A 24794-nucleotide genomic window follows, 5' to 3' on the forward strand; every position below is an offset into this window, starting at 1 on the left:
CTTGAAAGGAGCAGACCGATGCCCGCCGATGCGGGGATCGCGAGGGACTGAAACGCACGGGACATCGGTCTGCTCCTTTCAAGGGTTGGCTCGAAGTCTGGATTGCTCAGGCTTTCGGCTTGTCGCTGCCGCCGGTGATCTTGGCGCAGCTGCCTGCGGGCACGTAGAGCCAGGAATCCGGCTGGTTGTCGGCGGTTGCGGTGCCGGCGCAGGAATGCGTCGCGGTCTGGCAGTCGTTCTGGCCGGCCTTGACGACGCCGTAGCACTTCTCGAAGGCGAAGCCGGGCTTGGCGGCCGGGCCGCTGTAGGCCGCTGTCGCGGCAAGCGAAGTAGCGGCCGCGAGGGCCGATCCGATGAGGGTCTTGGTGTTGATCACAGGCTTGTCTCCTGGTTGGCGTTTCGAGTGAAAGACCGGCCTCGAGGCCCGTCTGCAGTTCAGTCTGTCCGATCGTGACGCCGAGCTGAAATGCTGTCTCGGCATGGATTTGATACGCACTCCCTATGTCCCGGAAGGCGGCGCGAAAAAGCCCTCCGGCGGGGACACCGGAGGGCTTGGCACCTGCGTTCGGGAGTATGCGATGCAGGCGCGGCTAGGCGGGGAGCGAGGCGCCTAGATGTATCGTCTCCCGCAGGCTGCGACCGGGCTTTCATCAGCGCGCAGAGGATCAGCGGCAAGCCAGGCTGCTGCACGCTGCCGCCCCCTGTCGCGCATGTCGGTCAGTTCGCCCCAATCGGTCCAGGGCCGCAACAGCAGCGGAGCTCCGGCACGGTGTCGACTGTCGAGTATGGTGTGAACCGGCGCGCATTTCGTCATGCAATGACCGGCTGCGGTGCTGCGATCCGGACACGGCGTGGTGAAGACGGAAGGCTTGCCGGCGACAATCAGGCGATGGCGACCTTCAGCTGATACGAGGCGCGGCGACTGGAAGACGTCGCCCTCACCCCAATAGGCATCGCCGTCGATCTCGACAGGCGGCGAAAGGAAGGGGATCGTGGCTGCCGCGACGATCGCATCGATCGACAACCGGTCGCTTGTGAATAGCTTTACCGCATCCGTGCGTGCGTTGGCGGCTACCACGCCCAGTTTCACTGGGCATTCCTCATCACGGATTTGCTTGAGATCAATTGACTGTTCCAGGATAGATCGAAGCAGGCTGGCTCTGTCATCGGCAAAGACCGAAGCGTGGCTGATGCGCCGCCAGAAATTGGCCAGTGCCGTCCGCGCGCCGCGCCTGCCGCCAACGCTCAGGCCGTAGGCAAAGACGGCTGCCTCCATCGCTGCGAAGCCCGACGCTGTGACGCCGTTGACGCGGCAGTTCGTTTCGTCCAGCAGGCGATCAAGCACCCCCCAGACGAACGCGCCATGGGCATCGTTTGCCAGCACGACGTCGATCGTCCGTTCCTCCAAGCCAAGATCCACCGCTGAAATGGTGGCCTGGTCCGGTCTAATCGGGGACTGGGCAAGCATGGTTTCGTCTCCATCCCAAGATCGTCAACAAGGTGACTGGAGTGAGACTGCCGCATCTTCTTGATCAGCCGAAATGCCAAGGTGGCATGAAGTCCATAGGCAGATTGCATTGGCTGCCGGTCTTCGCGCGCCGCACTCTTCATCCCGATCAGACGAGGCGACGCGCGTTGCCAGCGCTGGCGCTGTTGCCAGAGCCGCCGCCTGGAAAGGAGATCAATGATGAGAAGACAACTTGCCTGTCTGGCAGCGTTTGCAATTGGCGTTGGTGCGTACCCTGCGTCCGCCAACCCGTTCAGTGACTTCGCTGCATTTCCGAGCTTCTATACGGACGCCACGATGAAGACGATGAAACCGATGGCAGGGTTCAAGAACGCCTGGTTTGCTCTGTCGAAGCATGATCGCGTCAAGATGACAAAGGCATGCAACGACCCGGCGATGAGTAAGCCCCACGCCCAGTTCTGCGCCAAAGTCCTCGCTCTGGGCGGAGCTGACTAGCAGTGCGATCGTAGGCATCTACGAGATGCACGCCCGGCATAACCTCGATACGCAGATGGCATTGGCAGCTTGCCGGCTGATTGTCGCAAAATCAAAGCCAGCAACGAGAAACCCAGAAATTCTCAATTGCTGTCAATCAATCAAACGGTTGTCGACAGGACGACTACCCGACCAGAAAAGGACTTGAAAATGAATCTAAAAGCTATCTGCCTCGGCGCTTTTGCCCTTTCCGTTCTTGGCGGCGTTGCCTTCGCCGGCGCACTCGACGAGCCTTCCAACGTGCAGCCCTTCTTCACCGATTCCGGCATGAAGACGATGAAGTCGAGCGCCGATTTCGAGACGGCGTGGACGGCCACGCCAAAATCGACGCAGAACGCAATGATGAAGGAATGCAACGACGCCGCCATGAGCAAGCCGCATGCGCAGTTCTGCGCCCAACTTTTTGCCCTGGGCCATCACAGCTGACGCTACACGACCAGATGGCGGGCCTTGGCCCGTCATCGTCGCATGACGAAACGCTATCGACTTTATAGCCCCCGCGCATTGGCGTGATCCCCTTCCTTGCGGCAGTCTTCGAGCTGGAAATGCACCTGTGCTGCTCGAGGGACGATACTTATGGACATCCATCACATCCGCTACTTCCTGGCCGTCTGCGAGACCCGAAATTTCACGCGCGCGGGCGAAAGGTGCAACGTCACCCAGCCTGCGCTGTCACGTGCGATCCAGCAGCTCGAGGAAGAGGTCGGTGGCCTGCTGTTTCGCCGCGAGCGAAACCTGACCCACCTCACCGATCTGGGTGCTTTGCTGCGGCCCCGGTTTCAGCAGATCCTTGACGAACTGACCGGAGTGCGGCAGGAGGCCTCGAGATTTTTGTGCCTGGAAAATGCCAACCTCAAGGTTGGCGTCATGTGCACAATCGGTCCGCGGCGATTTACCGGACTGCTGGCCGATTTCAACAGGCGCCAGCAAGGCATCCAACTGCAGCTGGTGGAAGGTGTGCCCGCTTCGCTTTCGCAACTGCTCGAATCCGGTGAAATCGACGTTGCCATCATGGCGTCCAGCGACAGTTTTCCAGAACGGTTCGATGCCACGCCGCTCTATCGCGAGCGCTTCGTCCTGGCCTTTCCAAACGGCCATCGGCTGGCCCGCAACGACAATGTCGCCATCTCCGAACTCGACGGCGAAAATTATCTGAGGCGGCTGAACTGCGAGTATCGCGATCATCTCGCCGGTCTGTGCAACGACCGTGGCGTCAAACTCAGGATCTCCTATGCGAGCGAGCGCGAGGACTGGATCCAGAACATGGTTTCCGGGGGGCTTGGCATCTGCTTCATCCCGGAGTTCAGCGCGGTGATCCCAGGCTTGCAGATCCGGCCAGTCATCGATCCCGAGGTCTGGCGGGAAGTCTCTCTGGTGGTCGTGGCGGGGCGCAGGTTCTCGCCAGCGGCCTCTGCCTTCGTCAACAGCGTCAAGGCGCATGGCTGGCCTGAGAGTGCCCTCGCTCAAGCAATCCGTAAGACCGCAGCCTGAAGAAAACTGAAGAAATGGTTGTGGCGCGCCTCAAGTCCTGTCGTGCGCCTTCTTCATGCATCCAGGACAGCCAACGATAGTTTTCAGGTATCGAATTAAGAGCCAGTCAGCATTTCTCTTTCATCGAGGCTCCCGTCACTCTCCTCTCATGCCCCGCTTCCGCGATTGGGCACCGACAAAGGAGAAATCGACATGGCTTCCAAGACTATTGCATTGCAGGTGCCGCTGAAGCTGGCGCTGACACTCGGACTTCTCACCGCCACCGCCGCGTTTTCGGTGGCCCCGGTTTTCGCCGGCGACTGTCCTGCCGGCCAGGCCGCGACGACCGACATCCAGGAACATCCCAGCAAGCCGGTGGGTGTGACCGACACGGTCCTTTCCGCAATCGATCTGAGCAGCAAGGGCGAGGCCTGGAAAGGCAACATGCTGCGCCTTCGCAAGCTCGTCGTTCAGCCCGGCGGCGTCGTGCCTTGGCACGAGCACAATGTCCGCCCGGCCAACATCCTGATCGTCGAGGGTTCGATCACCGAATATCGCAGCACCTGCAAGGTCGGCATCGAACATCCGGCCGGCGACGTGACCGCCGAGTTCGGTCAGCTTGCCCACTGGTGGAAGAACAATGGCAAGGTTCCGGCCGTCCTCTATTCCGCCGACGTCCTGCCGCCCGCGATGCACGAAGACCACATGATGTGAGCCGTTCGTCGCGGCCAAGCTATCCCGACATCAGAAACCAAAAGCCCGTCCTCTGGCGATCGCCCGGGGACGGGGCAACGGAGCCTGTCATGACGACGAGTGAACATACCGAACCAACGCGGCTTCGCTTAGTGGCCGCAGACGGCTGGCGCTTCGGCCTGATCGCCTTGATTGCGTTCCTGACGCTCGTTGATCTGTTTGCCACCCAGGCCATCCTGCCTTCGCTGGTGGTGAAATTCGGCGTCAGCCGCGCCACCATGGGCTTCGCCGTCAACGCCAGCACGTTCGGCATGGCGGTGGCGGGCATCGCCATCGCGCTCTTCGGACGCGGCATTGATCGCCGCAACGGCATCTGGATCAGCCTGGTCATCCTGGCGATACCGACAACGCTGCTTTCGCAGACCGACAGCATCGTGGTTTTTGCCTTGCTGCGCATAGCGCAAGGCCTCTGCATGTCGACCGCCTTTACGTTGACGATGGCTTACCTGGCAGAGCATTTTTCCGCTCGACAGACGACCAGCGCGCTCGCGGCCTATGTGACCGGCAATGTCGCCAGCAACTTCTTCGGCCGGCTCATGTCGGCTGCCGTGGCCGACACATTCGGCATCTCTTCAAACTTCCTGACTTTCGCCGCCCTCAATCTGTTCGGCGCCGCTCTTGTCTGGTTCACGCTGCAGAAGACCTCGGCCATGATGCGTGGGGACGGGACTGGCGGGACTGCCCGCGGGGCCTGGAAAGCACCATTGCAAAACGTCGAGCTGCGCGCCTGTTTCGCGATCGGCTTCCTGATCCTCTTCGTCTTTATCGGCACGTTCACCTACGTGAACTTCCAGCTCGTAGCAGTGCCCCTGTCTTTGACCCCGATGGCCCTCGGCGTGGTCTACTTCGTCTTCCTGCCCTCAATGTTGACTACTCCACTCGCCGGGCGCGTGGCCTCGCGTCTCGGGCCGAGGGCGGGGGTCGGACTGACGCTCGGGCTGGCGATCGCCGGTTTGCTTCTGCTGCTCGCTCCGAGCCTTCCCGTCGTCCTCGCCGGAATGGCGCTGGTTGCTATCGGCACCTTCCTTGCGCAGGCGATAGCGACCGGACATGTCAGCCGGACCGCCGCGCGCGATCGCGCCGCCGCGAGCGGCATCTATCTCGCGTCCTACTACGGCGGCGGCCTCGCCGGCAGCTTCGTCATCGGACAAGTCTACGACCGCATTGGGTGGACCGCCTGCGTGGCCGTGCTTGTCGCCGTTCTCGCCAGCGCGATTGCGATCGCGCGTGTGCTGCAAACACCGAAGGCCTGAGCATCAACCTGAAAAACTGTTATCCAACCAAGGAGACTGACATGATCAACCAACTGAAAACTCTGCTCGCAGGCGCCGCTCTGCTGATCGCCGTTGCCCTCCCGGCAGCCGCATCGGACGGCGTTGTCACCGTAAAGAGCGACTATTCCGTCGCCGAGACCGTCGCCCGCATCAAGAAGGACGTGCTCAAGAAAGGCATCAAGTTCTTCGGCGTCATCGACCAGGCACGGCTTGGCAACAATGCCGGCAACGATGTCAGGCCTTCGCGGCTCGTCATGTTCGGCAATCCGGCCCTCGGCACGACGTTCATCACCTCAAATCCCGAGGCCGGCCTGGACTGGCCGGTGCGCGTGCTGGTCTACCAGACGCCCGACGGGCAAGTTTACGCTGCCTACAGCGACTTCGACTGGATTGCCAAGCGCCACGGCATCACTGACCGGCAGGCGCAGTTCAAGATGGCCACCGAGGTGATCCAGTCCGTGACCTCGACCGTCAAAAAGAACTGAGTGCCGAGATCTAGTGGCTGGGCATGTGAAGCACGCTGGCTGGCGCCGGCGGCCCCTACTCGGCGGCGGACAATGCTTTCACCCGCTCGCCGAACCACTTCTTCTGCGTGGCCTCGCGCACCAGTGCGCCGACCGCGGGCGAATGCCTGCGGCCGCGCACCGTGACGAGATTGACCTCCCGCCAGAATTCCGGTTCGGTGATCGGCAGGGGCACCACGCCAGGATGCTTGGCGGTATGCTCGGGCATGAAGCCGAACCCAAGCCCGGCAGCGATCATCGCCAATGTCCAGTCGTCTCGATCGCTCCAGTAAACCGGACTGACGGTGACGCCCTGCTCCGCAAGGATGGCGTCCGCGTAGCCCGCGAACTCGCAATTGTTGCGGTGGATGTAGCTTTCGTTGCTCATGTCCTTCACCCGCACAACGCGCTGGTTGGCAAGGCGATGGGCCAGGTGAACGGCCATCACCATCTGCTCTTGGAACAGCGGCAGGGAGTGCACTTCCTCGTCGGGGACGTCTGAAGGCAACGCGTAGATGGCGGCCTCGAGTTCACCCTCGAGCAGCCTTCTCCTGAGGCTCACGGCGTCCGCATCGCAAAGATGCAACTCGACGCCGGGGTGGTGCGCGCGCACGCCCGCGATGAGCTCGATGATCTCGTCCGGAGCGATCGTGCTCATGATGCCAACCTTGAGCGGCATCTTCTTCAGGGTCACGTATTGTTCGGCAATCTGCTTTGCCTGGCGAGAGTTCTCGAAGACGCCCTCGAGATAGGTCTCGACCATGCGGCCGAGTTCGGTGAGGTGAGTGAAGCGGCGCTCACGGTGGAAGAGCGGCCCGCCGAATTCATCCTCGAGAAGTTTGATTGCGCGCGACAGCGCGGGCTGCGTGACATTGCACTGCTCGGCCGCCCTGGTGAAATTCAGCTCCTTGGCGACGGCCAAGAAGTATCGGACCTGGCTGATCTCCACTGCACGCTTCCCCTCGGGGGCGGTTCCGGATGCCCCGGCGTTGCCGAGCAATATTACTAGCTGCCGTAACGTCAAACAACCCGGCCTGCGGACCTGCACCGCGAGGCGCGCCGGTCAGACTGTCGGCTATCGAATCCATGTCTCAACGGCATTTCCGCGGTTTCAGGCGGCTCGCCATACTGGTCCGCAGATCCAGAGCCGAGCGCTGCAGTTCGGCGCCAAGCAGCCGCCGGCCCATTTGCCTGCGGTTCCAGACACAGGGAAACAACGATGCTCAGTGGCAAGACAGCGCTCATCACCGGTTCGACCAGCGGCATCGGGCAAGGCATAGCCGAAGCCTTCGCCGCCAAGGGCTGCAACATCGTCCTGAATGGTTTTGGCGATGCCGTCGAAATCGAACGCCTGCGGGCGAAGCTCGCCGGCGATCACGGGGTCACCGTCCGCTACGACAATGCCGACATGAGCAAGGGCGTTGCGATCACGGCGATGATGGACAAGGCCATCGATGAATTCGGCTCAGTCGACATACTGGTCAACAACGCCGGCATTCAGCATGTCGCGCCGATCGATGACTTCCCGATCGAGAAATGGGAGGCGGTCGTCGCGATCGATCTTATGTCTTCGTTCTATACGATCCGGCGCGCGTTGCAGGCGATGAAGGCACGCAAATGGGGTCGCATCATCAACGTGGCCTCAGCACACGCACTCGTCGCATCGCCCTATAAGTCCGCCTATGTCGCAGCCAAGCACGGGGTCGCCGGCTTGACCAAGACCGTCGCGCTGGAAGTCGCCGAACAGGGCATCACCGTCAATGCCGTCTGCCCCGGCTACGTACTAACCCCGCTGGTTGAGAAGCAGATCCCGGACACGGCGCGAGCCCGCGGCATCACCGAGCAGCAGGTGATCAAGGATGTGTTGCTGGCGGCGCAGCCGACCAAGCAGTTCGTCACCGTCGAGCAGGTTGCCGCGCTCTGTCTGTTCCTGGCGTCGGACGAGGCGGCGTCGATCACCGGTGCCGTGATGCCGATCGAAGGCGGTTGGACCGCTCACTAGACCTACACGAGGACCGAAGGCCATGAACAAGATCACGCGAAACCTGTCTGTCCCGGAAGCAGAACCGGCGGTCAGCCATCAGGGCGAAGTCAGGCGTCAGACAGTCCTCGTCCTTCAAGGCGGTGGCGCTCTCGGTGCCTATCAGGCCGGTGTCTACCAGGCGCTGGTCGAAGGCGGCATCGAACCGGATTGGGTCATAGGCACCTCCATCGGCGCCATCAACGCCGCGCTGATTGCAGGAAACGAGCCCGGCGATCGTCTGCCCAGACTTCAGGAGTTCTGGGACGGCGTCAGCCGGAGCAGTCCGCTCGACGAGTTTTTCCGGATGATGATTCCAAGCAACATCTTCGCCAACATGGGCACGGTGATGCGCGGCATCCCTGGCTTTTTCGAACCGAACCCAAGCGCGATGTTTGGAGTCAACCGCGAGGTCGGTGTCGAGAACGCGTCCTACTACACGACAGATCCGCTCAAAAGGACGCTGAACAGTCTGATCGACTTCGACTACCTCAACGGTCGCCAGACGCGACTGACGGTCGGCGCGGTCAACGTCAACACCAGCGAGCTCAAATACTTCGACACGCGCGAGATGATCCTGTCGCCGGCGCATATCATGGCGTCGGGCGCTCTACCGCCAGCGTTTCCGGCGGTCTGCATCGACGGCGAGCCTTACTGGGACGGCGGCATCTATTCGAACACGCCGATCGAGGTCGTGCTGGACGAACGTCCGCGGCGCGACGCGCTGATCTTTGCCGTCAATATGTGGCAGCCCCGCGCCACCGAGCCGAAATCGATCTGGCAGGTCATGGGGCGGCAGAAGGATCTTCAATACGCCAGCCGCGGCAAGAGCCATGTCGCTCGCCAGGAGCAACTGCATCGTTTGCGCCACGTCGTGCGCGAAATGGGAAAGCTCGTGCCCGAGGAGCGTCGCGAGGATCCGATGTTCAAGGAACTCGCGTCTTACGGCTGTCCGTCGGTCATGCATCTCGTCCGGCTGCTTTCGCCGCGCCTCGACGGCGAGGACCACACCAAGGACATCGACTTCACCCGCTCGGGCATCCGCACCCGCTGGCAGGCGGGATACGGACATGGGCAGCGCGTCCTCGCGGACAAGCCCTGGGAGTGCGAGGTCGACATGCTTCAGGGCATCGTGATCCACGAATCCCAAGAGTGATGCGCCGCGCCAAAGAAGGGATGGGAGACCACCGATGCAGATCATCACTCCAGGTATGCGGCTCATTCCTGAAGCCGTTCTGGCCAACAATGCCGCGCTGTTCCGCACCATCCCGGAGACTCCCTCGCACGCGGACAAGTCACTGCACCGCGTGGTCATTGTCGGCGGCGGCGCCGGCGGCCTGGAACTGGCGACGCGCCTCGGTCGCAAGTTCGGCAACCGGCGGCTTTCGGTCACGCTTGTCGATCGAAACCGCACCCATATTTGGAAGCCGCTATTGCATGAGGTGGCGTCCGGCGCCTTGAGCGCGTCGCACGACGCCGTCGAATACATCGCCCATGCCAGCCGACACGGCTACCGGTACCGCATCGGCGAGGTCGTCGGCGTTGACCGTGCAAAGCGCCAGGTCTTTGTTGCGCCCAGCTTCGACGATGACGGCCGGCAGGTCATACCGCCACGCGTTCTTGGCTACGACACGCTGGTCATGGCAGTCGGCAGCGTCAGCAACGATTTCGGCACGCCGGGCGCCGCGCGCCACGCCATTTCGCTCGACACCGCGGAGCAGGCCGCCCGATTCAACAGGCGCATGATAGATGCATGCCTTCGTGCCAACGCGCAATACGAGCAGCTGTCGCCCGGTCAGCTCCATTGCGTCATCGTCGGCGCCGGCGCAACCGGCGTTGAACTGGCCGCGGAGCTGCACAAGTCGATGCGTGAAATTGCATCGCACAATCTCGACAACATCGACTTCGAGAGGCTGATCCGCATCACCATCGTCGAAGCCGGGTCGAGGATTCTACCGGCGCTGCCTGAGCAGATGGCGCGTGCGACGGCACGCTTGCTGATCAAACTTGGCGTGCAGATGCGTTGCGGCATCAAGGTCACCGAAGTGACCGAAGACGGTATCCGGCTAGGCGAAAAGCTGTTTGTGCCGGCCGAATTGGTGGTATGGGCGGCCGGCATCAAGGCGCCGGATTTCCTGAGGGATCTCGATGGCCTCGAAACCGACCGCATCAACCGGCTGGTCGTCGACGAAACCCTGCGGGCGGTTGGAGACGAGCATGTATTCGCGATCGGCGACTGTGCGAACTGCATGCTGCCGGGCGAAGACAACGCCTTGCCGCCGCGAGCCCAGACGGCCCATCAGCAGGCAGACCACATGGTGAAGGTGATCGCAACTCGTCTCGCAGGGCGTGCCGCGCCGCCGTATCGCTACCGCGACTATGGTTCCGTGGTCTCGCTGGCCGACTACGGCGCGTTTGGCAGCCTGATCGGAGGGCTGAAGATCGACGGTCTCGTTGCAAGGCTTGTCTATCGCTCGCTATACAAGATGCATCTCAAAGCGGTGCACGGACTGGCGAAGACCATGCTGGCTGCGATAGGCGAGATCATCGTCCGGCGGGCAAGACCGCGGATCAAGCTTCACTGATGCATGTCGCCCAAAGTGTGCCGGCGGATCGGATCGTCGGGGGGCATCTGGTTGGGAGGCGAATGGAACAGGAACCTGGCATGCGACGATGCACGGGGGGCATCGAAACCATGCAGGAAAAACATGGCAATGGCCGAGGGGCTCCGGTGGTAGGCTGTGCGGGACGCGTGAAAGTGCAGACATGACCACCGACGACCAGGCAATGACATTCGAGCAGTCCGTCCAGGCAGCCATCGAACTTGATGCGCCTCTCAACGAACGGCTGGCCGTGGTTGCCGCGGCGGTTCGCCGTCTGAACTCGGAATTCGCGGACGCTGTAGAGCGACTGGTGGATCGCCTTGAGAAACAAGGGGCCGGGACCATGGCGCCGGCTCCGGGCGAAGCCATGCCCGGTTTCCTGTTGCCTGATGACGATGGCAAGCTCGTCAGCCTGTCGAAAATCCTCTCCAGGGGCCCAGCCGTCATCACCTTTCAGCGTGGGCACTGGTGCCCCTACTGCCGCTTGAACGCCATCGGCATCGTCGAGGTGCAGCGCGAGATCGCTGAGCTTGGTGGACAGGTGGTCGTGATAATGCCCGAGCGGCGCAAATTCGCCAAAGACATGAAGGCCGCGGTTGGCGCGCAGTTCCCGTTTCTGGTCGACATGGATAACGGCTACGCATTGTCCCTCAACCTTGCGATCTGGGTCGGTGCAGAGATGGAGCGGCTGATGGGCCTGGGGCTCGATCTGCCCAACTACCAGGGCAACAGCAGCTGGTTTCTGCCGATCCCCGCCACCTTCATCGTCGGAACGAACGGCATCATCGCGGATCGCTTCGTCGATCCGGACTACCGCCGGCGCATGGACATTGACGAGATGATCGCGGCGCTCAGGCGGGCTCGCTGACGCCGAATGTCGACCAATCTGCTGACCTCAGCAGGTTGAGCAGCGTTGTCGCGACAGGCGAGCGCTGCCTGCCGGCAACCGCATAAACGGAAACGATCCGCGAGACGTCCAGATCGCGAAGCTTGAGCCGCCGGGTGTTCGAGGATCGCGGCGCCGTAAGCGAGACAAAGCCGACCCCGGCATTGGCCTCGAGCAGCGCGAGTAGGTCCTGGTCGGTTTCTACTTCATGCGCGGTTCGAGGCGAGTAGCCTTTTGCGGAAAGGCAGCGCGACAGTTCCTCGCTCGTCTCCCAATCGATCCGGCTGAGCACAGGCTCTGCCGCAAGCTGGGCCAGCGAGACATCGGCCTCATTGCGCCGGGCAAGCGGATGATCGGAATTTACGGCGAGCTCAATCTCCTCCTGAAACAGCGGCCACACGTCCAGGCGATCCCAGGCCTGTCCCAGCGGCCCGGCAATCGCCAGTTCGGCATCGCCACTTTTCAGCGCGTCGATGACGGCAGCCGGTGAACCACGGTTGATCTTGAGGTGAACGCCGGGATAGGCCCGGAAAAGCTCCGTAAACGGCGACACCAGCAGCGCGATATTGATGCTGTTCGAGATCGTGACATTGAGCGGCGCGACGTCGCTGCTTTGCACTGCCTTGGCAAGCGATTTGGCGGAAGTGGCGGCATCATAACACTGCTGCAGCAGCGGCAGCATGCGGCGCCCAAGTTCGGTGAGGTGCGAATGCTGGCGCTCGCGCCGAAGCAGCTCTCCGCCCAGTTCCTCTTCAAGCGTCTTGATGGCGCGCGTAAGCGCCGGCTGCGTGACGTTGCACTCTTCGGCCGCTCTGGTGAAATTCAACGTATTGGACAGGGCCAAAAAATAGCGGACCTGCTGCATCTCCATGAACTTTCGCCCCCTCAGCGAAATGGTTTATCAGCGATGGCGCATATTGCGAGACTAACCCAATTGATCTCATTGAGCAAAGTGGCTTGCCGCGAGGCTGAAGAGCGGCGGCGATTGCGGACGTTGATGCAGAGGAGCTTAGCCCTTTTGCCTGGCGTCATTCTCAGCAGAATCTAAATTCGGTCGTTCGCTTCCTTGCGTCTCAACATTGCCCTTCGAGGCCTTTGAACTGGCGCGTGCCGAGGTCAACGATCGGCATGTTACCAGGCAAATGGCGCGCCACGGAATAATCGATAAGGATTTGGCGATCTTCAGCGGACGAACACAGCCTCGACCCCAAGTTCACGACATTGCCAATTGCGGTGTAGTCAGCGCGGGCCTCATAGCCAATCCGACCCACCGTTGCCCACCCCATAGCGAGACCCATGCCGAAGCCGATCTCATAACCACGCTGCCGCCAATCAGATATGAGCTCTTGTGTGGAATCCTGCATGTCGACAGCCATTCTTACGGCATGAAGCGCCGGCTCTTCACATGGAACCGGGGCGTTGACGAGGATCATCAATCCATCCGCCGAAAAACTGGTCAGCGTTGCTTCATACTTGGTGATTATCGCGCCGAGCGCCTCATAGTACTCGCGCAGAACCTGCATGAGGTTCTCAGGCTCAGCGTGCGATGAAAATGCAGTAAAGCCACGCAAGTCGCTAAGAACAGCGACTACTTCTGCGCGCTGTCCAGCGAGCATTCGCTCGTCACCGGCCTTCTCTACGAGTTCCGCAACCTGTGGTGCAAGGAAGCGCTTCAACCGCGTCAGTCGTTCCGCGCGGTCCCGCGATGTGGCAAGTTCCTGCGCCATTTGGTTGAACCGAGCAGCCAACCGTTCAAGTTCGTCTCCAGTGGAGATGGTGAGCCGGTGATCGAACTGTCCGGCACCGATCTTGAGAGCGCCCTCCTCCAACAGGAGAATAGGCCCGCTCATCCGTCTGGCAAGCCAGTATGCGAGCACCGCCGCAAGGACTGTGGCGAGGAACAACAACCCGCCGGTCCGCCACAATGAAGCGTATAGAGGCGCAAAAGCCTCTGCCTGCGACTGCTCGACAATTACCGTCCAGCCGGCCGCGGTAACCGGCGCGCCAGCAATCACAACGCGTTCATTCTCGGCGTTGCGGCTTGCAATCGCAGTGCCGCCTGCGGCAGCGCTCGCATCCCGCAATTCGCGCAGGGCCAGCGCTGCTTTCTCGTCCGCGCCCTCCATCACTTTGCTGATCGCGGGGTGAGCGATGAGGCGGCCGGCCTGGTCGATGACAAATCCCTGGCCGCTGCGGCCCACGCGGATTTCGGAAACGATGAGCCAGATCGGCTTCAGACTGATTTCGGCGATGACCGAGTTGGCGACGGCTAAATTGTCGTAGCTGGCCATCGCCATGGTTAGGGAGGGTTCGGACCCCGGGCGATAAATGACTGGACCGTACCACACCTTCGCCGTCCTGAGGCCCACGACAGCGGGATCGCCTGAGCGATCCGCCCCGCTTTCTGTCCTGTTTTTGCCAATGCGAGAGATGTGCAGCCGCTCCGCGCCAGTACCGTCGACAATACTGATGCTGAGGATTCCCGGGACCTCGTGCATCGCTCGTACGGCAAGAAGCCGAAGCTGTTTCACGCTGGCCATATTCGATCCTTCCGGGGGGATCGTCGAGCCTAGCGGAAGCTGGATGCCGTCAAGAAAGCTCTCAATTTTGTCGGCCGCCGATGTTGCCTCGGACTGCAGCAGGGCACTGAGGATCGCATGCTGGTCGACATAGCTGAACCACGTGTTGCTGATGCCACCGGCAGCGATCGGAAAAATGGCCGCGGCGAACAAGACGAAGAAATACTTCTGAAATAGCGATCGACGCATGATGCGGCTTTGAGATTGGACGAAGGTCTCCCAAGTGATGCGACCCGACCATAGGTCGCGATAGCTCAGCCCCGGAAAGGTAACCTAAATTATTGCGTCTTGGTATGGGCTGAGCCGTTCCCGCTCATGGTCGCGTCTCGTCCCTTCCATGGGTTTGGATACGGATCGGGGAGAGTCGCAATCTCAGCTTGATGGAGTCCGCTTCAGGACAACGACGAACTTTGCCTGTTAGGCCGAAATTGGACGCGAAGCCGTCGTTAGCCCTGGCGAGTATACTGGATGGGTCAGGCCGCCCTTTCGCACGCCGTTGCCGCCGATCACCGCACCCACCGTCGGAGAGCCTTTCCAAATTAATGGCCTTGCGCTACGTCGTAGTTGGTGGGCCAGCAGCGTCATCGTTTTCTGCATAAAATCAATATGTTAGCGGGTGGTTAGCCAACCCTTTTCCTTCGTATTCTCTCGTATGGCCTGGCGAACCGAAGTATCAAGTGGACACAACCCCACAAGTCTCTCGACCATCTCCTTAGGCAAAAATTGAAGTGCCCAAAATCAGACGGTCTGCCTGACCGGCAGAGCCACGCCCTTGCTGGAGCTGATGACTTCCGCCAGGTCCTCGACCGTCCGCAGATAGTGCTGTTCGAGCAGCACGGAGGCCTTGTCCGCATCCCTGTCGAGGGTCGCTTCCGCAAGCGCGCCATGCTCGGCCTGGACATCGCGACCGACCGGTCGGGCAGAGGCCAGCAGAACGGGAATGCGGTAACGCTCGGTCGCTGCATAGAGCCGTTCGAAGAATTCGAGCGTCCATGGCGAATTGCAACCCGCCAGCAAGGCGCGGTGGAACGCGTGGTGCCGCTTTTCGAGGGTCCAGATATCGGCTTCGGGGCCCGTTCGCGCCGCCTGCACATTCAAGGCGTAGAGCGAGGACACGATGCCCGACGCCCAGGAGTCGTCGCCATTCTTGATTGATGCCTTGAGCGCTTCCGTCTCGATGACGATACGCAGTGACGTGGCGTCGTGGAGCTCGTCGAGCGACAGCGGCGCCACGCGGAAGCCGCGCAGCGATTCGGCCGTCACCAGCCGTTCGGCCTGCAGGCGGTTCAGTGCCTCGCGCAGCGGCGAGAAGCCCATGCCATAGCGCTCGCCCAAGTCGGCAAGACGCAACGGTCGGCCAGGCGGAAGTTCGCCGCGTATGATGTCGTGGCGCAGGGCATCGTAGGCTTTTTGGGCAAGCGTCATTCACATTTCCTCGCCCTTACAGCCTTACCTCATAGAGGAGCTCGTCGGCAATTTCATTTATTTTCGAAAATTTCTGTTGCAATCGAAAATCCTTGAGGCCATGCTAGATTTAACGGGCTACAAGCAGGAGGATGCCATGGCACAGGAGCGCGAAAACCATCGCGAGGATGTCGTCGGCCGGGCGAACGTCGAGGACACGCCGGAATTGCTTGCCTATTACGACGAGCTGGCGCGCCATAAGGCAGGCGCGCTGTGGACCGTCGCCAACAAGATCGAGCCTTGGGAACCGAAGTCGCAGTCGGTGCCGGTGGTCTGGCGCTATCGCGACCTGCGTGCGCATGTCCTTCGCTCGGTTGAACTCGTCACACCGGAAAAGGCCGGACGGCGGGTGGTTTATCTGAACAATCCGGGGCGCACCGACGTGGCCGCCGCGGTCGGCTGGATCTATGGCGGGCTCCAGGTGATGAATCCCGGCGAGGTTGCCTCGGCGCATCGCCACTCGGCCTCGGCGATCCGCTTCATCATCGAGGGCTCGGGCGCCTATACTGTGGTGGACGGGCACAAGATGACGCTCGGCGCGAACGATTTCGTGCTGACGCCGAACGACACCTGGCACGAGCATGGCGTGGAGGCGACCGGCTCGCCCTGCATCTGGCAGGACGGCCTGGACATCCCCTTCGTCAACGCCATGGAAGCCAATTTCTACGAGGTTCACCCGGATCTCAGCCAGGCGGTCGGCTACGCGGTCGACGACATGACCAAGACCTGGGGGAACGCGGGGCTCAAGCCGATGGGCGAGAACTGGACCAAGGGCTACAGCCCGATGTTCAAATACGAATGGGCACCAACCTACGACGCACTGACGAGATACGCGGGTTGCACTGATGGCTCGCCCTTCGACGGCGTGCTGATGGAGTATGTGAACCCGGTGACGAACGGCCCGGTCATGCAGACGCTCGGCGCATCGATGCAGATGCTGCGTCCCGGCGAGCACACAAAGGCGCACCGGCACACGGGCAGCGGCCTCTACCATGTGGCGAAGGGCAGCGGTCATTCGATCATCAACGGCCGCCGCTACGATTGGCAGGAGCACGACATCTTCTGCGTGCCGTCCTGGGCGTGGCACGAGCATGCCAACGGCTCCGATCGCGAGGACGCCTGCCTGTTCTGCCTGTCCGACCTGCCGGTGATGCGGGCGCTCGGGCTCTACCGCGAGCAGGCATTCGGCGACAATGGCGGCCTGCAGCCGCTCCTCTGAAGGAAAGATCATGAAACTTGTGACCTATCGCACCTCGGTCGAGGCGGCGGCAAGGCTCGGCGTACTCGCCGACAATTTGGTCGTGGATGTGGAGGCGCTCGCCACGGCGCAAGGCACGACCCTGCCCGATACCATGCTCGGCCTGATCGATGCCGGGCGCGGCGGACTGGAGACGCTTCGCGACTGCCTCGGCAGGGCAGCCGGACGCTTCCCGCCCGGAACCGCCACTGCGGTGGACAATGTAAGGCTGCTGGCGCCCATTCCCCGACCGCGCAAGAATATCTTCGGCATCGGCCTGAACTATGTCGAGCATGTCGCGGAAAGTGCGAAGTCGCTCGACACGTCAAAAGACCTGCCGAAGCAGCCGGTCGTCTTCTCGAAGCCGCCGACCACGGTGATCGGGCCTGGGGACGGCATCGAGCACAACAAGAAGATGACGCAGCAGCTCGATTGGGAGGTGGAACTTGCCGTTATCATCGGCACCACCGCCCGCCGCGTGCGCAAGGAGCACGCACTAGACCACGTCTTCGGCTATTCGGTGATGATCGACGTTTCGGCGCGCGACAACCGGCGCGCCGGTCAATGGATCTTCTCCAAGGGTCAGGACACGTACGCGCCGTTCGGGCCGTGCATCGTGACGGCCGACGAGATTCCCGACCCGCAGGTGCTCGACCTGTCGCTGACGCTCAACGGGGTCGAGAAACAGCGGTCCAACACCCGCCACATGCTGTTCAAGGTCGACCACCTGATCGCCGACATTTCGTCGGCGATCACGCTGGAGCCCGGCGACATCATCGCCAGCGGCACGCCGGAAGGTGTCGGCGCCGGGCGCGATCCGCAGGAATGGATGTGGCCGGGCGACGTGGTCGTGGCATGCGTTGAAGGGATCGGCACGCTGCGGCATCCAGTCGTGAACGCGACGCCGGAGTAGGCACGTGCCCACGCCGTTCAAGACAGCCGTCGTGCGGTTGGTCCCGGATCTAAGCGATCAGAAGGTCTCTGGCATCCAAGACAGCCTGCCTGGTGGCCGATGAGAGCAGGAGAGTTGCCATGCTGAAGCTTCCAAAGTTCGTTGCCGCGGCGGTGCAAGGCGCACCCGTTTTTCTCGATACGCCGGCGACGATCGAGAAGGCCGTCTCCCTGATCCGCGAGGCAAGGGCCAATGGCGCCGATCTCATCGCCTTCCCGGAGGTGTTCATCCCGGCCTATCCGTATTGGAGCTGGATCACCGATCCGGTGACCGGCGGAGCCTGGTTCGACAAACTGGCACGCGCCGCCATTGTCGAGCCCGGTCCGGAAGTCGAAATCCTGCGCAGTGCGGCACGCGAAGCCGGCATCCACGTCGTGATCGGCATCAAAGAGCGCAGCGCGAGTTCGATTGGAACTCTCTACAACACCCTGTTGACCATCGGCCCGGATGGAACGCTGCTTGGCAAGCACCGCAAATTGATGCCGACCTGGGCCGAAAAGTTGACCTGGGCGCCTGGCGATGGAGCCGGCCTGAAAGTCCACGACACTGCAATCGGGCCACTCGGCGCGCTTGCTTGCGGCGAGAACACGAACACCCTTGCGCGCTTCACCCTTCTCGCCCAAGGCGAACTGGTTCACGTCGCCAGCTACATTTCGCTGCCTGTTGCGCCGCCCGACTACGACATGGCGGAGGCCATAAAGCTGCGCGCCATGGCCCACTCGTTCGAAGGCAAGGTCTTTACGATCGTTTCCTGTTCGACCGTCTCGGAAGAAATCATAGCCGCAATGGAGGGTGTCGTTCCGGATGCAAGGGCGCGCCTGCAGCGCAAGTCCAGCGCCTTCTCTGGGGTGATCGGCCCGGACGGGCGCGTGGTTGGCGAGCCGCTGATCGACGAAGAAGGAATCGTCTACGCCGAGATTGATCTCGGACGCTGCATCCAGCCGAAGCAGATGCATGACATAGTCGGCCACTACAACCGGTTCGACGTTTTCGACCTGCGGGTAAACCGCCGCAGGCTGGAACCGATTTCCCTGACCGAAAGGGCGCAGACCTTCGACGGCGATGACGCCGGCTTGATCGAACCGGCACAGCCAGGTGCCCATTCGGCATAAGCCGAAGCCTACCAGTTACAGCAGTCAGACGGAGCGGATCCAGCATGGCGAGCACTTTTCGCATCGGGCAGATCGTGCCTTCCTCCAACACCACAATGGAGACGGAAATCCCGGCGATTTTCCGCACGAGGGAAATATTCCTGCCTGAACGTTTCACTTTCCATTCCAGCCGGATGCGGATGAAGAAGGTGGTCAAGGAAGAGCTCGAGGCCATGGATCGTGACAGCGACCGCTGCGCGATCGAGCTTTCCGACGCGCGCGTCGACGTCCTCGGCTATGCCTGTCTGGTCGCGATCATGAGCATGGGCAAGGGTTATCACCGCACCTCGGAAGCGCGGCTGCATATGCGCACAGCGGAGAACGGCGCTCCTGCTCCAGTTGTCACGAGTGCAGGTGCGCTCGTCGATGGCCTCAAGGTGCTTGGGGCGAAGAAGATCTCGATGATATGCCCTTACATGAAGCCGCTTACCCAGCTGGTGGTCGACTACATTGAGCATGAGGGAATAGCGGTGAAGGACTTCGTCGCCCTCGAAATTCCCGACAACCTCGAAGTCGGCAGGCACGATCCGAACAACCTGCTCGATATCTACAAGAGGGTCGACACAACCGGCATCGACGCGTTTGTCGCGTCCGCCTGCGTGCAGATGCCTTCCTTACCGGTGATCGACGAACTCCAGAAGGCGCTGGGCCTTCCCGTCGTCAGTGCCTCTGTCTGTACCAGCTATCAGATGATGTCACGGCTTGGACTGCTCGCCGCGTCACCCGGCGCCGGCGAACTGCTCTCCGGCAGGTATTGACGAGCGCAAGTTCAGTCACAGGCCCTGATCGAAGGCAGACCCGGTTACCAGTCGGCAATGCAGCCCGGATTCCCGCGATGCCCTTCCCACTGCCTGATCGCCGCGGTGGTCAGCCCTGAGGCCTGCGACACGTCATTATTCTCGAAAAAAGAAGAATCTTCGAAAATCTCATTGACAGGCTTATGCGAACGTGAAAACTTAACTGACAAGTAAAGAAATCCGAAACAAGCCGGATCGTCAATGGGAGTTTAGCGATGCTGCAAGAGCGCATCGAAGGACGGTGGCTGGACTGCTTCCGCCGCGTCTTCGTACTAAATGCTATCGGCAATGGGACAAGGGTGGCGATCCTGTCTGAGACGCAGTCGCGTCCGGTGCTGGTCCATCTGTCGGAACTCGCCCTGCACGATCTCGGTGCCGAATTCTGCATGATCCAGATGCCGACGCCGCGCCAGACGGCGCCGGTGCCGGTGAAGTCCACCGGCACGTCCTGGGCGATCCAGGGCAACCGCGCCGTGATCGAGGCGCTGAAGCTCTGCGAGGTGATCGTCGACTGCACGGTCGAGGGGCTGATCCATGCCCCGGAATGGCCCGAGATCGAGGCGGCAGGACGAACCCGCCTCCTGGTCGTCACGAACGAACATCCTGAAATCCTCGAGCGCACCGAGCCGACGGCCGAGCTCGGCCCGAAGGTGGCGCTCGGAGTGCAGATGCTGCGCGAGGCGCGCGAGATGCGCGTCACCTCGCCGGCCGGTACCGATCTCGTCATCGATTTGCGCAACGCACCCTGCGGCGGCACGCCGGCCTTCGGCACCACGCCCGGCGCGGTGGCACACTGGCCGGGCGGGCTCTGCCTCGCCTTTCCCGGAAAGAACTGCGTCAACGGCCGGATCGTCATGGACGTTGGCGACATGAACCTGACGTTCAAGACGACGCTCACCAGCCGCATCGACTTCACCGTCGAGGACGACTTCGTCACCGCCATCAAGGGCGACGGCGTCGATGCCATCCATTTCCGCGAATACATGGAAGCCTGGAACGACCGTAACGCCTACGGCATGAGCCATGTCGGCTGGGGCATGCATCCGCGTGCCCGCTGGGTCTCGGCCGCCATGTACGACAAGCGTGACATGCAGGCTGTGGAGTTCCGCGCGCTGGCGGGATCGTTCCTGTGGTCCACAGGCGCCAACCAATATGCCGGCCGCTACACGCTCGGTCATTTCGACCTGCCGATGCGCAACTGCACAATCACTCTGGACGGGAACGTCGTCGTCAAGGACGGCCTCCTGCAAGGCGAACTGGCGTCCTGACGCCCTCGGAGAAGACCATGAGCGACATTGCCGATTACTACGACCTCTCCCGCATCCGCCCGCAGGTGCAAGCCAAGCTGCGGCTGGTCAACGAGCTTGGCCGCGATAAATTCGCGTCGCGCGCCAAGGGGATCGACGATGACGCCTCCTTCCCGGTCGAGAACTACAAGGATTTGGCGGCTGAAGGCTTTCTCGGGCTCTGCATCCCGGAGGAATTCGGTGGCTGGGGCTTCTCGATGTTCGAGTATGCGATGGTCGGCGCCGAGATCGGCAAATACTGCGGCGCCACCGCACTGACCTTCAACATGCACAACTCGTCCATGGCTTGGTCGCGCTTCATGTTCGATATGCCGAACCTGACGCCCCAGGAGAAGGCGGCATTCGCGCCGCTGCGCGAGCGCCAGTTCCGCCGCGCCATCGCCGAAAAAGCGATCTATTCGCAGCCGATCTCCGAGGGTGGCCAGAACTGGACCTCGAAGCCGAACCAGACGCAGTGCCGCAAGGTCGACGGCGGCTGGAAGATCAACGGCTTCAAGAAATTCGCCTCGCTGGCCGGCTATTGCGACTACTACACCATCGTTTGCACCGAGGTGTTCGAGGGCCGCGAGCCGCGCCACGAGGACACCATGCTGTTCGTCGTCCACAAGGATGCGCCGGGCCTCAGCGTCAAGGGCGACTGGGATCCGCTCGGCATGCGCGGCACCAACAGCCGCGACCTCATCCTGAAGGACGTCTTCGTCACCGAATTGGACCTGTTGATGCCGCGGGGCATCTTCGGCAAGACGCTGCCCAACTGGCCTCACATGATGGTGACCCTTTCGCCCACCTATATGGGTGTCGCGCAGGGCGCCTTCGACTTCATGGTCGACTATCTCAAGGGCAAGGTGCCCGGCCAGCCACCAATAGATCGGCGCATGTATGCGACCAAGCGTATCGCGGTGGGCAAGATGTACGCCCGGCTGGCGAACATGCGCGCGCTGTGGTGGCAGGCTTTCGGCGAGTCGAAAGGCTTTCCGACCAAGGGCGAGGTGCTGCGCATGTACGCCGCGCAATACAACGTCATGGAAGGCGCGGCCGAGATGACGTCGATGGCCATCCGCACCTGCGGCGGCCAGTCGATGCTGAAATCGCTGCCGCTGGAGCGGATGTACCGAGACAGCCGCTGCGGTGCGCTGATGCTGCCCTTCACATCCGAGATCATGGAAGACTACCTCTCGGTGCTGGCGCTCTACGAGATGGACGAGATCGACTCCGCCCCTGGCGATGAAGGCGGCGCCCGCATGTCGCTGTGGCGCGGCGAGCACGGCGCCGCGCGATCGGCCCGGTAGACGCCAATGGCGCGCGAAACGGTTGAGGTCGTCGGCGTCTCAGCTGCCTCGCCGGAGGCGGTGTGGTCCGTCGTTTCGGACTTCTGCGGACAATGGCACCCGGCCATCGCCACCATCCACGCCGAGCGCGACGCACGCGGCGCCCTGGTTCGCGCCTTTACCGCTCATGGGGAGGGTACCGTCTATCGCGAGCAACTCACCTGGCTGAGCGACAGCGACCGCACGCTTGCCTACACACATCTCGAAGGCATTGCCGGCGCGCAATCCTATGACGGCCGCATTGCCATAGGCGCCGGCGATCATGGCGGCAGCACCCTGCGCTGGAGCGCGCGGGTCGAGGCCGCCTCGCCGCGGTTGCAGGCGATTTGCGAGGGCACGAAGGCGATCTTCGAAGCGGGCATCGCCGCCCTGTCGGAGACAACGCTCGCTACCGACGCGACGGAGCAGCCAAGGCCCCTGCCCGCCTCTGCCGCCACGCGGGACATAGTCATCGATGGCGAGCCTCGCCTCGCGCTAACGACGACGGACAGCGACGGTCCGCTCTGCCTGTTCCTGCACGGCATCGGCGGCTCGCGCGGCAACTGGCTGCCGCAACTCGCGGCCGCAGGCGGCGTGATGCGCGCGGCGGCACTCGACTTGCGCGGCTACGGCGGCAGCGCGCTCGGGCGAATGCAGTCGACCGTAGAGGACTACTGCGACGACATCCTGCGCGTGAAGGAAGAACTTGGCGCCGATCGGCTGGTGCTGGTCGGCCTCTCCCTGGGCTCGTGGATCGCCACCTCCTTCGCCATGCGCCACCCGGAGATGCTGGCGGGGCTGGTCCTTTCGGGTGGCTGCACCGGCATGTCGGAGGCAAGCCTCGAGGAGCGCGAGACCTTCCGTGTCAGCCGCAAGGTGCCGCTGGATGCCGGCCAGACGCCGGCCGATTTCGCTCCCGCGGTGGTGAAAGTGCTGGCGGGGCCGAACGCCTCCGACGCGGTGAAGGAACAGCTTTTCCGGTCAATGGCGGCGATCCCGTCCGCCACCTATCTCGACGCGCTCGTCTGCTTCACGAATCCCTCCGAGGGTTTCGATTTCTCGCGCCTGACCATGCCGGTGTTGATGATGACGGGCGAGCACGACCGGCTGGCGTCGCCATCGGAGATCCGCAGCGTTGCCGGGCGAATGCTCGACCAGGCCTCCCGGCCAGACATCCGCTACGAGACTATCCTAGATGCCGGCCATGTCTGCAATGTCGAGCAGCCCGCAGCCTACAGCCGCATCCTGCTGGACTTCCTGAGGAAACTGCCGCGATGACCGCCTTGTCCCGCCGACAGCAAAACAAGATCGAGCGCGAGCGGCGCATCCTGGAAGCCGCGCTGAAGGTCTTTTCCGAAATGGGCTATTCCGGCGCCAACATGGATGCCGTCGCTCTCGAGGCGAACCTGTCGAAGCCAACGCTTTACCAGTACTTCCAGTCCAAGGAAGCGCTGTTCTCGGCCATGATGCTTGGCGAGCGCGACCAGATGCTGGCGGTCTTCGAACATCCTTCCGATCGCGGCATGGTGGCGGACCTGCTGGAATTTTCCTGGGACTACGCCGACACCGTGCTGCGTCCGGACCTCCTGTCGCTGGCAAGGCTCATCATTGGCGAGGTGCAACGCTTTCCGGAGATCGGCCGCGCCTATCAGGAGGTGGGGCCGGACCGCCTGCTGCGCGGCATCATGGATTATCTGCAAGGCCAGCGACGCGGCGGCCGGCTGGCTTTCGACGACGCCGAACTCGCCGCGCAGGATCTATGGGGCCTGATCCTGTCGGCGCCGCGCACGCAGGCCCTCTACATGCCGGACCACTCGCCCTCGCGCGCCGAGATCGCCCGCTATCTGAACAACGGCCTCAAGGTATTCCTCAAGGCCTATTCGACACAGCCCGAGACTGATCTCGCCGAACTCGCACGACTTATCGGCGCCCATTCCCTCAATCAGGTGCAACATGACGCTTGACGATTATATGGCCGACCCGGCCAGCCGCTTTGCCACGGTCGCGATGACCGACACCAACGGGCTGCTGCGCGGGCAGATGGTCTCGGCCAACAGCCTCAAGGGCATTGCCAAGAACGGCATGGGCATGGCCCCCGCGCAACTGGCGCTGGACCCGACCGATGCGATGCTCATCATTCCTGGCGTCAATGACGATAAGGGTGATTTCCACGATGACCCCTTGCAGCTCGATCCCGGTTCCGTCCGCCGCCTGCCGTGGTCGAAGGCCGGGCATGACCTGCTGGTGCTGTCGAACTACACCGGTGCTTCATCACAGATATGCCCCCGCGCGATCCTGAAATCCGTTCTTGCCCGTGCCGGCGAAGCGGGGCTGGTGCCGAAATACGGAATGGAACTGGAATACACGCTGTTCGACGAGACGCCGGAGAGCGCGAAGGCGAAGGGCTATCGCAATCTCAAGACCGCGACGGCGCATGCAAGCCACGACCTGATCCTTTACCAGGTCGTCCAGACCGAGTGGTACGGGGC

Annotated in this window: 24 protein-coding genes and 1 pseudogene; 19 read left to right on the forward strand and 6 right to left on the reverse strand. The window is 62.2% G+C overall.

The window, feature by feature from the left end; translation table 11 throughout:
• Nucleotides 1-106: 106 nt before the first annotated feature.
• Both EN738_RS09580 and EN738_RS09585 read right to left on the reverse strand, forming a co-directional pair.
• Entirely contained in the window at nt 107-376 is a 270-nt protein-coding gene (locus tag EN738_RS09580) for a DUF2282 domain-containing protein (protein WP_127283463.1), read from the reverse strand.
• Between the two features lie 234 nt (nt 377-610).
• The gene (locus EN738_RS09585; protein ID WP_127283464.1) at nt 611-1468 is read right to left on the reverse strand and encodes a hypothetical protein; all 858 of its coding nucleotides are present in this window, start codon (nt 1466-1468) and stop codon (nt 611-613) included.
• Nucleotides 1469-1687: 219 nt separating this feature from the next.
• On the opposite strand from EN738_RS09585, the gene EN738_RS09590 reads away from it, so the two are divergent.
• The 6 genes from EN738_RS09590 to EN738_RS09615 all read left to right on the forward strand — a co-directional run bounded on the left by EN738_RS09590 (nt 1688) and on the right by EN738_RS09615 (nt 5984).
• A complete protein-coding gene (locus tag EN738_RS09590) occupies nt 1688-1963 on the forward strand; it encodes a hypothetical protein (protein WP_127283465.1) in 276 nt (91 codons plus the stop codon).
• 189 nt (nt 1964-2152) lie between these two features.
• The gene (locus tag EN738_RS09595) at nt 2153-2428 is read left to right on the forward strand and encodes a hypothetical protein (protein WP_127283485.1); all 276 of its coding nucleotides are present in this window, start codon (nt 2153-2155) and stop codon (nt 2426-2428) included.
• A 150-nt stretch (nt 2429-2578) separates the two neighbouring features.
• The gene (locus EN738_RS09600; RefSeq protein WP_127283466.1) at nt 2579-3493 is read left to right on the forward strand and encodes a LysR family transcriptional regulator; all 915 of its coding nucleotides are present in this window, start codon (nt 2579-2581) and stop codon (nt 3491-3493) included.
• Nucleotides 3494-3685: 192 nt separating this feature from the next.
• The gene (locus EN738_RS09605; protein ID WP_127283467.1) at nt 3686-4186 is read left to right on the forward strand and encodes a cupin; all 501 of its coding nucleotides are present in this window, start codon (nt 3686-3688) and stop codon (nt 4184-4186) included.
• Nucleotides 4187-4275: 89 nt separating this feature from the next.
• Entirely contained in the window at nt 4276-5478 is a 1203-nt protein-coding gene (locus tag EN738_RS09610) for an MFS transporter (RefSeq protein ID WP_127283468.1), read from the forward strand.
• A gap of 41 nt (nt 5479-5519) precedes the next feature.
• The gene (locus EN738_RS09615; protein ID WP_127283469.1) at nt 5520-5984 is read left to right on the forward strand and encodes a DUF302 domain-containing protein; all 465 of its coding nucleotides are present in this window, start codon (nt 5520-5522) and stop codon (nt 5982-5984) included.
• A 55-nt stretch (nt 5985-6039) separates the two neighbouring features.
• On the opposite strand, the gene EN738_RS09620 is transcribed toward EN738_RS09615, so the two are convergent.
• Entirely contained in the window at nt 6040-6951 is a 912-nt protein-coding gene (locus EN738_RS09620; protein ID WP_127283470.1) for a LysR family transcriptional regulator, read from the reverse strand.
• Nucleotides 6952-7221: 270 nt separating this feature from the next.
• Between EN738_RS09620 and EN738_RS09625 the strand changes: the two genes are divergently transcribed.
• The 4 genes from EN738_RS09625 (at nt 7222) to EN738_RS09640 (ending at nt 11493) form a co-directional block, all read left to right on the forward strand.
• Nucleotides 7222-8004 (forward strand): 3-hydroxybutyrate dehydrogenase, encoded by a 783-nt coding sequence (locus tag EN738_RS09625; protein ID WP_127283471.1) that lies wholly within the window; start codon nt 7222-7224, stop codon nt 8002-8004.
• Nucleotides 8005-8026: 22 nt separating this feature from the next.
• Entirely contained in the window at nt 8027-9178 is a 1152-nt protein-coding gene (locus EN738_RS09630) for a patatin-like phospholipase family protein (RefSeq protein ID WP_127283472.1), read from the forward strand.
• Nucleotides 9179-9212: 34 nt separating this feature from the next.
• Nucleotides 9213-10607, forward strand: coding sequence for an NAD(P)/FAD-dependent oxidoreductase (locus EN738_RS09635; RefSeq protein WP_245494467.1), 1395 nt, complete (start codon nt 9213-9215; stop codon nt 10605-10607).
• Between the two features lie 181 nt (nt 10608-10788).
• Nucleotides 10789-11493 carry a peroxiredoxin-like family protein gene (locus tag EN738_RS09640; protein ID WP_127283473.1) on the forward strand — a complete coding sequence of 235 codons (705 nt, stop codon included), beginning with the start codon at nt 10789-10791 and terminating at the stop codon, nt 11491-11493.
• Here the strand turns inward: EN738_RS09640 and EN738_RS09645 are convergent.
• From EN738_RS09645 to EN738_RS09655, 3 genes are all read right to left on the reverse strand, one after another.
• On the reverse strand, nt 11477-12382 hold the full coding sequence (locus EN738_RS09645) for a LysR family transcriptional regulator (RefSeq protein WP_127283474.1): 906 nt from the start codon (nt 12380-12382) through the stop codon (nt 11477-11479). The genes EN738_RS09640 and EN738_RS09645 overlap by 17 nt on opposite strands.
• 202 nt (nt 12383-12584) lie before the next feature.
• Nucleotides 12585-14279, reverse strand: coding sequence for an adenylate/guanylate cyclase domain-containing protein (locus EN738_RS09650; protein WP_127283475.1), 1695 nt, complete (start codon nt 14277-14279; stop codon nt 12585-12587).
• A 549-nt stretch (nt 14280-14828) separates the two neighbouring features.
• A complete protein-coding gene (locus EN738_RS09655) occupies nt 14829-15515 on the reverse strand; it encodes a GntR family transcriptional regulator (RefSeq protein WP_127283476.1) in 687 nt (228 codons plus the stop codon).
• A 136-nt stretch (nt 15516-15651) separates the two neighbouring features.
• Between EN738_RS09655 and EN738_RS09660 the strand changes: the two genes are divergently transcribed.
• The 9 genes and pseudogenes from EN738_RS09660 to EN738_RS09700 all read left to right on the forward strand — a co-directional run.
• The gene (locus EN738_RS09660) at nt 15652-16773 is read left to right on the forward strand and encodes a cupin domain-containing protein (RefSeq protein ID WP_127283477.1); all 1122 of its coding nucleotides are present in this window, start codon (nt 15652-15654) and stop codon (nt 16771-16773) included.
• Between the two features lie 10 nt (nt 16774-16783).
• Nucleotides 16784-17704: a fumarylacetoacetate hydrolase family protein gene (locus EN738_RS09665; protein WP_127283478.1), complete on the forward strand. Its 921-nt coding sequence runs from the start codon at nt 16784-16786 to the stop codon at nt 17702-17704.
• Between the two features lie 119 nt (nt 17705-17823).
• Nucleotides 17824-18855: a carbon-nitrogen hydrolase family protein gene (locus tag EN738_RS09670; protein ID WP_127283479.1), complete on the forward strand. Its 1032-nt coding sequence runs from the start codon at nt 17824-17826 to the stop codon at nt 18853-18855.
• Nucleotides 18856-18899: 44 nt separating this feature from the next.
• On the forward strand, nt 18900-19652 hold the full coding sequence (locus tag EN738_RS09675) for an Asp/Glu racemase (RefSeq protein WP_127283480.1): 753 nt from the start codon (nt 18900-18902) through the stop codon (nt 19650-19652).
• 254 nt (nt 19653-19906) lie between these two features.
• On the forward strand, nt 19907-20959 hold the full coding sequence (locus tag EN738_RS09680; RefSeq protein WP_127283481.1) for a peptidase M29: 1053 nt from the start codon (nt 19907-19909) through the stop codon (nt 20957-20959).
• Between the two features lie 17 nt (nt 20960-20976).
• A complete protein-coding gene (locus tag EN738_RS09685) occupies nt 20977-22287 on the forward strand; it encodes an acyl-CoA dehydrogenase family protein (protein ID WP_127283482.1) in 1311 nt (436 codons plus the stop codon).
• Between the two features lie 6 nt (nt 22288-22293).
• A complete protein-coding gene (locus EN738_RS09690; protein ID WP_127283483.1) occupies nt 22294-23583 on the forward strand; it encodes an alpha/beta fold hydrolase in 1290 nt (429 codons plus the stop codon).
• Nucleotides 23580-24269: a TetR/AcrR family transcriptional regulator gene (locus tag EN738_RS09695; protein ID WP_127283484.1), complete on the forward strand. Its 690-nt coding sequence runs from the start codon at nt 23580-23582 to the stop codon at nt 24267-24269. The genes EN738_RS09690 and EN738_RS09695 overlap by 4 nt, the downstream gene beginning before the upstream one ends.
• A gap of 7 nt (nt 24270-24276) precedes the next feature.
• Nucleotides 24277-24794: pseudogene (locus tag EN738_RS09700) on the forward strand (glutamine synthetase); the annotation flags it as partial.

Source organism: Mesorhizobium sp. M4B.F.Ca.ET.017.02.2.1 (assembly GCF_003998955.1).
Lineage (GTDB): Bacteria > Pseudomonadota > Alphaproteobacteria > Rhizobiales > Rhizobiaceae > Mesorhizobium > Mesorhizobium abyssinicae.